A 7,271-nucleotide genomic window follows, 5' to 3' on the forward strand; every position below is an offset into this window, starting at 1 on the left:
GGCTCAGTTCGCGGCGACGCGCTGGCCGGGGCCGATGTGCTTCTCGAAGAAGGCCAGCATCTTCGTGTACAGGTTCACGCGGTTCTCGACGCCGTAGAAGCCGTGCATCTCGCCGGACTGGATGATCATGTCCTCCGGGCGGTTGCCGGCGCGCTCGAGCGCCGCGAACATGGCCTCGGTGTGCTCCGGCGGGCAGCGGCGGTCGCGGGCGCCGGCGGCCAGCATCACCGGCAGCTTGATCTGGTCGGCGTAGGTGATCGGCGACATGGCGTCCTGCTCCTCGCGGGTGGCGCCGAAGGCGCGGTCGAGGTAACGGCGGCCGTCGGCGCTTTCGCCGGTGTCGCTGAGCTTGTACTGCAGCTGGGCGTCGTACATGCCCACGTAGCCCACCGCGCACTTGTACAGGCCCTGCTCGCGTGCCGGCGCCATCAGCGCGGCGTAGCCACCGAAGCTGCCGCCGTAGATGCAGATGCGCTCGCCGTCGGCGATGCCTTCGCTGATGGCCCAGCGGGTGGCGTCGATGACGTCGTTCATGATGCCGGTGCGCCACTGGCCGTAGGCCATGTCCTCGAAGGCCTTGCCGAAGCCGCCCGAGCCGCGGAAGTTGACCTGCAGCGTGGCGTAGCCGCGGCTGGCGAACAGCTGCGTTTCCGGGTTGTAGCCCCAGCTGTCGCGCGGGCCCATCGGGCCGCCGTGCGGATTGACGATGAGCGGCAGGTTCTTGCCGTCGGAGCCCTTGGGGATCGTCAGGTAACCGTAGAGCGTCATGCCCTCGCGGTTCTTGAACGAGAACGCGCGCATGGTGGCCGACTGCGCCGGGTCGATCCACTCGCGGCCCTTCATCAGGAAGCGCGCCTTGCCGCTGTCGCGGTCGTAGAGGTAGAGCTCGCCCGGGTTCTTGTCGCTGTAGACCGAGACGATGATCTTCTTGCCGTCGCGGGTGGCGCTGGAGAAGTTCACGAGCTGGCCCGGGAACGCCGCCGCCAGGGACGCATAGAGCTCGGCGTCGGGGTGCTGCTCGTCCACCATGTGGATCTTCGGCACGCCGGCGGCCGTGATCACGGCCAGGGCCTTGTCGTCCTGCGGCGAGGTGATGACGCCGGACAGCTCCGACACCGGGTCCTGGAACAGCTTGCGGAATTCACCGGTGGCGCGGTCGATGGTGCCGAAGGCCCGCGGCGCCTTGCGGTCGCTCTCGTAGGCGTAGATGGTGCCGTCCTTGGCCGTCCAGCGCACGCCCAGCTGCTTGCCGCTGGTACCGGCCGCCACCAGGCTCCACTTGCCATCCTCGCCGAGTCGGTAGAGGTCGCTGTTGGGGTCGTACTTGCCCTGCTCGTCGCGGGCGCGACCGCAGACGGCGAAGCGGGCCTGCTTCTTCTCGTCGATCTGCAGGCTGCAGTTTTCCTTCGGCGCGCGCGCCAGCACCTTGCGGGTGCCGCTGACGGTGTCCACCTGCACCAGCTCGGCGCCTGCGCCGTCGGCCGAACGCGCGTAGCTGGAGATCATCAGCACGTTGCGCGGGTCGTCCTGCAGCGGGTCGAGCAGGCTGAAGAACTCGTTGCCCACGTTCTTGCCGCGCTGGCTGGCGCCGCGGTTGCCATAGAAGATGATCGGGCGCGGCTGGCTGCCGTCGGCGTTCACCGCGTACCACTCGCCGGTGCCGGCCGGGAGCTCGAAGCTGCCCACCTTGCGGGTGGCCGTGAAGATCAGGCGGTCATCGCCCACCCACTCGTACCCCGCCACCGACTTCTCGTCCGGCAGGATGTTCACCTTCATCAGGCTCAGGTCGGCCAGGCGCAGCACGGTGAGCACGTCCTGGCCGCCGCGGTCCACGCCGATGGCCAGGTATTCGCCGTTGGGCGAAATGCGGGCGCTGCTGTAGGTGGCGTGGCGCATGAAGTGTTCGACCGGCGGCGGCTCCGCGGCCGAGGCGACGACGCTGGCGGCCAGGCCGAGCGTGGCAAGAGCAAGTTTCATCCGTTTCCCCTGGACTTCCTGGTTTGGAAGCCCCCGACGATATGGGCCGCGCGGCTAGCGCGCAAGCACGTCCAGGGCCTCGGACAGGCCGTCCCGCCAGTCACCAAGGTGAAGGCCGAAATCGCGCTTGAAGGCGCTGGTGTCGAGCCGCGAATAGGCCGGGCGGCGGGCGCGGGTGGGGAATTCGCCGCTGGCGATGGGCTCGAGCACGGGCGCGGCCGGCAGCAGGCCGCGCTCGGTGGCCTGGCGGAAGATCTCGGCGGCGAAGCCGTGCCAGCTGCATTCGCCCTCGGCGGCCAGGTGCCAGGTGCCGCTGAGCCCGGGCGCCGCCTGCAGGGCCGCGGCCACGCCGCCGGCGATGCGCCGGGCGCTGGTGGGCGTGCCGCGCTGGTCGTCCACCACCCGCAGGTGGCCGCGTTCGCGCGCCAGCCGCAGCATGGTGAGCAGGAAGTTGTGGCCGCGCGGGCCGTACACCCAGCACAGCCGGAAGATCTTGTGCGCCGCGCCGCTGGCGCGCACGGCCTCTTCGCCGGCGAGCTTGCTGGCACCGTACACGCCGAGCGGGCCGGTGGGGTCGTCCTCGCGCCAGGGCCGCGTCTGCGCGCCGTCGAAGACGTAATCGGTGGAGAAATGCACCAGGCTGATGCCGGCGCCGGCGCAGGCTTTCGCCAGGGCCGCGGGGGCGTCGGCGTTCACGCGGAAGGCCAGCTCCGGCTCGTCCTCGGCGCGGTCCACGGCGGTGTAGGCGCCGGCGTTCACCACCAGCCCGGGCGCCACGCGCGCCACCAGCGCGGGCAGCGTGGCGGGTTCGGACAGGTCGGCGGCTTCACAGGCCGTGCCGTCGGGCAGCTGCCCGCTGCGCGTGGTGGCCACCACCTCGCCCAGCGGCGCCAACGCGCTGCGCAGCTCGTGGCCGACCTGGCCGTTCGCGCCGAGCAGCAGGATCTTCATGCGGTGTAGACGGGCAGGCGCTCGGCCGGGATGTCGGCCAGGAAGGGCGCGTTGGCGTCCTTGGCCGACAGCGAGGGCGCGCCCACCGGCCAGTCAATGGCCAGGTCGGCGTCGTCCCAGCGCACGGCGGCGTCGGCCTGCGGGTCGTAGGTGGCCGTGCACAGGTAGTTGAAGGTGGCGTGTTCGCTCAGCACCACGAAGCCGTGCGCGAAACCTTCCGGAATCCAGAACTGGCGCTTGTTCTCGGCGCTGATCACCACCGCCGTCCAGCGTCCGAAGGTGGGCGAACCGCGGCGGATGTCCACCGCCACGTCCCAGACTTCGCCCTCGAGCACCGACACGAACTTGCCCTGCGGCCTGGGCCACTGGTAGTGCAGCCCGCGCAGCACGCCGCGCGAGGAGCGCGAGACGTTGCCCTGCACGAAGTTCGGCTGCAGGCCGATGGCCGCGAGCTTGTCGTGGTTGAACGATTCGTAGAAGTAACCGCGCTCGTCGCCGAAGACCCGCGGTTCGAACACCAGGCAGCCCGGCAGGCCGGTTTCCACCACCTTCACGGCACGATGCCCCGCGTCATCAGCGACAGCAGGTACTGGCCGTAGCCGTTCTTGGCCAGCGGTTCGGCCAGCGCGCGCAGCTGCTCGTCGCTGATCCAGCGGTTCTGCCAGGCGATTTCCTCCGGGCAGCACACCCGCAGGCCCTGCCGCGCCTCGATGGTCTCGATGAAGTTCGAAGCCTCCAGCAGCGACTGGTGCGTGCCGGTGTCGAGCCAGGCGTAGCCGCGGCCCAGCTGCTCCAGGTGCAGCGCGCCATCCTCGAGGTAGCAGCGGTTGAGGTCGGTGATTTCCAGCTCGCCGCGCGCCGAAGGCTTGAGCGAAGCCGCGAACTCCGGCGCCCGGCCGTCGTAGAAATACAGGCCGGTGACGGCGTAGTTCGACTTGGGTTTGGCCGGCTTTTCCTCCAGCCCCACCACCTTGCCGGCGGCGTCGAACTCGGCCACGCCGTAGCGCTCCGGGTCGGACACCCAGTAGCCGAACACCGTGGCGCCATGCTCGCGCGCATTCGCGCGCTGCAGGCGCTCGGTGAGCCCGGTGCCGTGGAAGATGTTGTCGCCCAGCACCAGGCAGCTGGGCTGCCCGGCCAGGAATTCCTTGCCGATCAGGAAGGCCTGCGCCAGGCCGTCGGGGCTGGGCTGCACGGCGTATTCGATGCGCATGCCCCACTGGCTGCCGTCGCCCAGCAGGCGCTTGAACAGTTCCTGCTCGTGCGGGGTGTTGATGATCAGCACCTCGCGGATGCCCGCCAGCATCAGCACGCTGAGCGGGTAGTAGATCATCGGCTTGTCGTACACCGGCAGCAGCTGTTTGCTGATCGACTGCGTGATCGGGTAGAGCCGGGTGCCGGAACCACCGGCGAGGACGATGCCCTTGCGTGCCATCTCAGGCCTCCTGGCCAAAACGTTCGAGCCGGTAGCTGCCGTCGAGCACCCGCTTCACCCAGGCCTCGTGGGCCAGGTACCAGTCCACCGTGGCGGCCATGCCCTGCTCGAAGCTCACCGTCGGGCGCCAGCCCAGCTCGTCCTGCAGCTTGCTGGCGTCGATGGCGTAGCGGCGGTCGTGGCCGGGACGGTCCTTCACGAAGGTGATCTGGCTTTCGCGCGGCTGGCCGTCGGCGCGCGGGCGGCGCTGGTCGAGCAGCGCGCAGATGGCCTTCACCACCTCGATGTTCTGGCGCTCGGCGTCGCCGCCGACGTTGTAGGTCTCGCCCACCCGGCCGGCCTCGAGCACGCGCCGGATGGCGGCGCAGTGGTCCTTCACGTACAGCCAGTCGCGCACGTTGCGGCCGTCGCCGTAGACCGGCAGCGGCTCCCCGGCCAGCGCCTTGAGGATGACCAGCGGGATGAGCTTTTCCGGGAACTGGAACGGCCCGTAGTTGTTCGAGCAGTTCGTGGTCAGCACCGGCAGGCCGTAGGTGTGGTGGTAGGCCCGCACCAGGTGGTCGGATGCGGCCTTCGAGGCCGAGTACGGCGAGTTCGGCGCGTAGGGCGTTTCCTCGGTGAACTTGCCCTCGTCGCCCAGCGAGCCGTACACCTCGTCGGTGGAGACGTGCAGGAAGCGGAACGCCGCCTGCCCGGCCGCGTCCAGGCCCTTGAAGTAGGCGCGCGCGGCTTCCAGCAGCTGGAAGGTGCCCACCACGTTGGTCTGCACGAAGGCCGCGGGGCCGTCGATGCTGCGGTCCACGTGGCTTTCGGCCGCGAAGTTCACCACCGCCTGCGGGCGGTGTTCGGCCAGCAGCCGCGCCACCAGGGCGTGGTCGCCGATGTCGCCGTGCACGAACACGTGGTTCGGGTTGCCCTCGAGCGAGGCCAGCGTGTCGCGGTTGCCGGCGTAGGTCAGGGCATCCAGGTTCACCACCCTGACGCCCGACGCCACCGCGTCGAGCACGAAATTGCCGCCGATGAAGCCGGCGCCGCCGGTGACTAGCCAGGTCTGCATCATTGCTCCCGGGCGCCCGCGCGGGCGCCGCCGTGGTCCAGGGGGCCGGGGCACGGGGGCCCGGGCCGCTGCTTCTTAGAACGGGATGTCGGGAACGGGTCGTCGTTGCGGGACGGGGGCGCCGAACCGCCGCCGGAGCGGCCGCCGTACTCGCCGCCACCGCGCGAGGAGCCGTAGTCGCCGCCGCCGCGCGGGCCGCCGCCACCGGCCGCACGGGCCGGGCGGTCGCCGCCGCCGGAGCGCGCCGGGCGCTCGCCGCCTTCGCCGCCGCCCATGCCGCCGAGCATCTGCATCTCGTTGGCGATGATGTCGGTGGCGTACTTCTCGACGCCGTTCTTGTCGGTGTACTTCTCGGTGCGCAGCGAGCCCTCGATGTACACCTGGCGGCCCTTCTTCAGGTACTCGCCGGCGATTTCCGCCAGGCGACCGAAGAACTTGACCCGGTGCCACTCGGTCCGCTCCTGCTGCTCGCCGTTCTTGTCCTTCCAGCTCTCGCTGGTGGCCACGGAAATGGTGGTGATGGCCGAACCTGACTGGCTGTAGCGGGTCTCGGGGTCGTTGCCGAGGTTGCCGACCAGGATCACTTTGTTGATGCCGCGGGCCATGGCGTTCCTGCCTTCTCGATGGGGTTGCCTTGTGAAGGGGGGATTATGCCAGCCCCGGGCCGCCCGGGCGTCGGGCCTTCGCCCCCGGGCCCGTCGGTTTTTGTCCCGGCCGGCACACGCGGCGGCCTATAATTGGCCCATGTCCGCCCAGCCCACCGCCCCCGCCCTGCCCGGAATCGCCGACATCCAGGCACTCGCCGCCGGCGAAATGGCCGCCGTCAACGCCCTGATCCGCGGCCGGCTGGCCTCGGACGTGCTGCTGATCAACCAGATTTCCGAACACATCATCGCCGCCGGCGGCAAACGCCTTCGGCCGATGCTGGTGGTGCTGGCGGCCCGCGCCCTGGGTGGCGGCGGCCCGCGGGCGCACCAGCTGGCGGCCATCATCGAGTTCATCCACACCTCCACCCTGCTGCACGACGACGTGGTGGACGAGTCCGACCTGCGCCGGGGCCGCAAGACCGCCAACGCGCTCTGGGGCAACGCCGCCAGCGTGCTGGTGGGCGACTTCCTGTACTCGCGCAGCTTCCAGCTGATGGTGGAACTCGACGCGATGCCGGTGATGCAGGTGCTGGCCGACACCACCAACCGCATCGCCGAGGGCGAGGTGCTGCAGCTGCTGCACGTGCACAACCCGGACACCGACGAGGCGGCCTACCTGCGGGTGATCGAGCGCAAGACGGCGGTGCTGTTCGCCGCGGCCACGCGCCTGGGCGCACTGCTGGCGGGCGCCGACGCGGCCACCCAGCTCAAGCTGCACGACTACGGCCTGAACCTGGGCCTGGCCTTCCAGATCGCCGACGACGTGCTCGACTACACGGCCGACGCCGAGGCCCTGGGCAAGAACCTGGGCGACGACCTGGCCGAGGGCAAGGCCACCCTGCCCCTGATCCACGCCATGGCGAACGCCGACGACGCCAGCCGGGCCCGCCTGCGCGAAATCATCGAAACCGGCGACGCCGGCGCCATGCCCGAAGTGCTGGCGGCCATCGGCCAGTCCGGCGGCATCGGCTACAGCCAGCAGCGCGCCGCCCATTACGCCGCCCTCGCCGAAGCCGCCCTGGACGGCCTGCCCGACACCGACTGGCTCCGCGCCCTGCGAGGCCTGGCCCACTACTCCGTCGCCCGCAACCACTGATCGGCACGCCTGTTGTAGGAGCGGGGGGGGCGCGCGCGCGAAGAGTAGCGGTAGGGAAGGCGGGGGGGGGCGGCGCCCAATAGGGCAGGGCGGGCAGGGACGCGGCGC

Annotated in this window: 7 protein-coding genes; 1 reads left to right on the plus strand and 6 read right to left on the minus strand. The window is 70.4% G+C overall.

From position 1 onward, the window contains the following. Positions 1-3: 3 nt before the first annotated feature. From ACE3Q2_RS11505 to ssb, 6 genes are read right to left on the minus strand one after another with little or no spacing between them, the layout of a single operon-like run. Positions 4-1,977: a prolyl oligopeptidase family serine peptidase gene (locus ACE3Q2_RS11505; RefSeq protein ID WP_374474127.1), complete on the minus strand. Its 1,974-nt coding sequence runs from the start codon at positions 1,975-1,977 to the stop codon at positions 4-6. A gap of 54 nt (positions 1,978-2,031) precedes the next feature. Further along, on the minus strand, positions 2,032-2,928 hold the full coding sequence (gene rfbD, locus ACE3Q2_RS11510) for a dTDP-4-dehydrorhamnose reductase (RefSeq protein ID WP_374474129.1): 897 nt from the start codon (positions 2,926-2,928) through the stop codon (positions 2,032-2,034). Further along, a complete protein-coding gene (rfbC, locus tag ACE3Q2_RS11515; RefSeq protein WP_374474130.1) occupies positions 2,925-3,482 on the minus strand; it encodes a dTDP-4-dehydrorhamnose 3,5-epimerase in 558 nt (185 codons plus the stop codon). The genes rfbD and rfbC overlap by 4 nt, the downstream gene beginning before the upstream one ends. Further along, positions 3,479-4,363, minus strand: a complete 885-nt coding sequence (rfbA, locus tag ACE3Q2_RS11520; protein WP_374474131.1) for a glucose-1-phosphate thymidylyltransferase RfbA — start codon at positions 4,361-4,363, stop codon at positions 3,479-3,481. Before rfbA ends, rfbC begins: the two co-directional genes overlap by 4 nt. A 1-nt stretch (position 4,364) precedes the next feature. Further along, complete coding sequence (gene rfbB, locus ACE3Q2_RS11525) at positions 4,365-5,420, minus strand: dTDP-glucose 4,6-dehydratase (protein ID WP_374474133.1); 1,056 nt, start codon at positions 5,418-5,420, stop codon at positions 4,365-4,367. Continuing rightward, complete coding sequence (ssb, locus tag ACE3Q2_RS11530; RefSeq protein ID WP_374474134.1) at positions 5,420-6,025, minus strand: single-stranded DNA-binding protein; 606 nt, start codon at positions 6,023-6,025, stop codon at positions 5,420-5,422. Before ssb ends, rfbB begins: the two co-directional genes overlap by 1 nt. Before the next feature lie 139 nt (positions 6,026-6,164). Here ssb and ACE3Q2_RS11535 point away from each other — a divergent pair, with 139 nt between their 5' ends. Further along, positions 6,165-7,163, plus strand: a complete 999-nt coding sequence (locus ACE3Q2_RS11535; protein WP_374474135.1) for a polyprenyl synthetase family protein — start codon at positions 6,165-6,167, stop codon at positions 7,161-7,163. Positions 7,164-7,271 lie beyond the last annotated feature (108 nt).

This window comes from Arenimonas sp. (assembly GCF_041913985.1).
Lineage (GTDB): Bacteria > Pseudomonadota > Gammaproteobacteria > Xanthomonadales > Xanthomonadaceae > Arenimonas.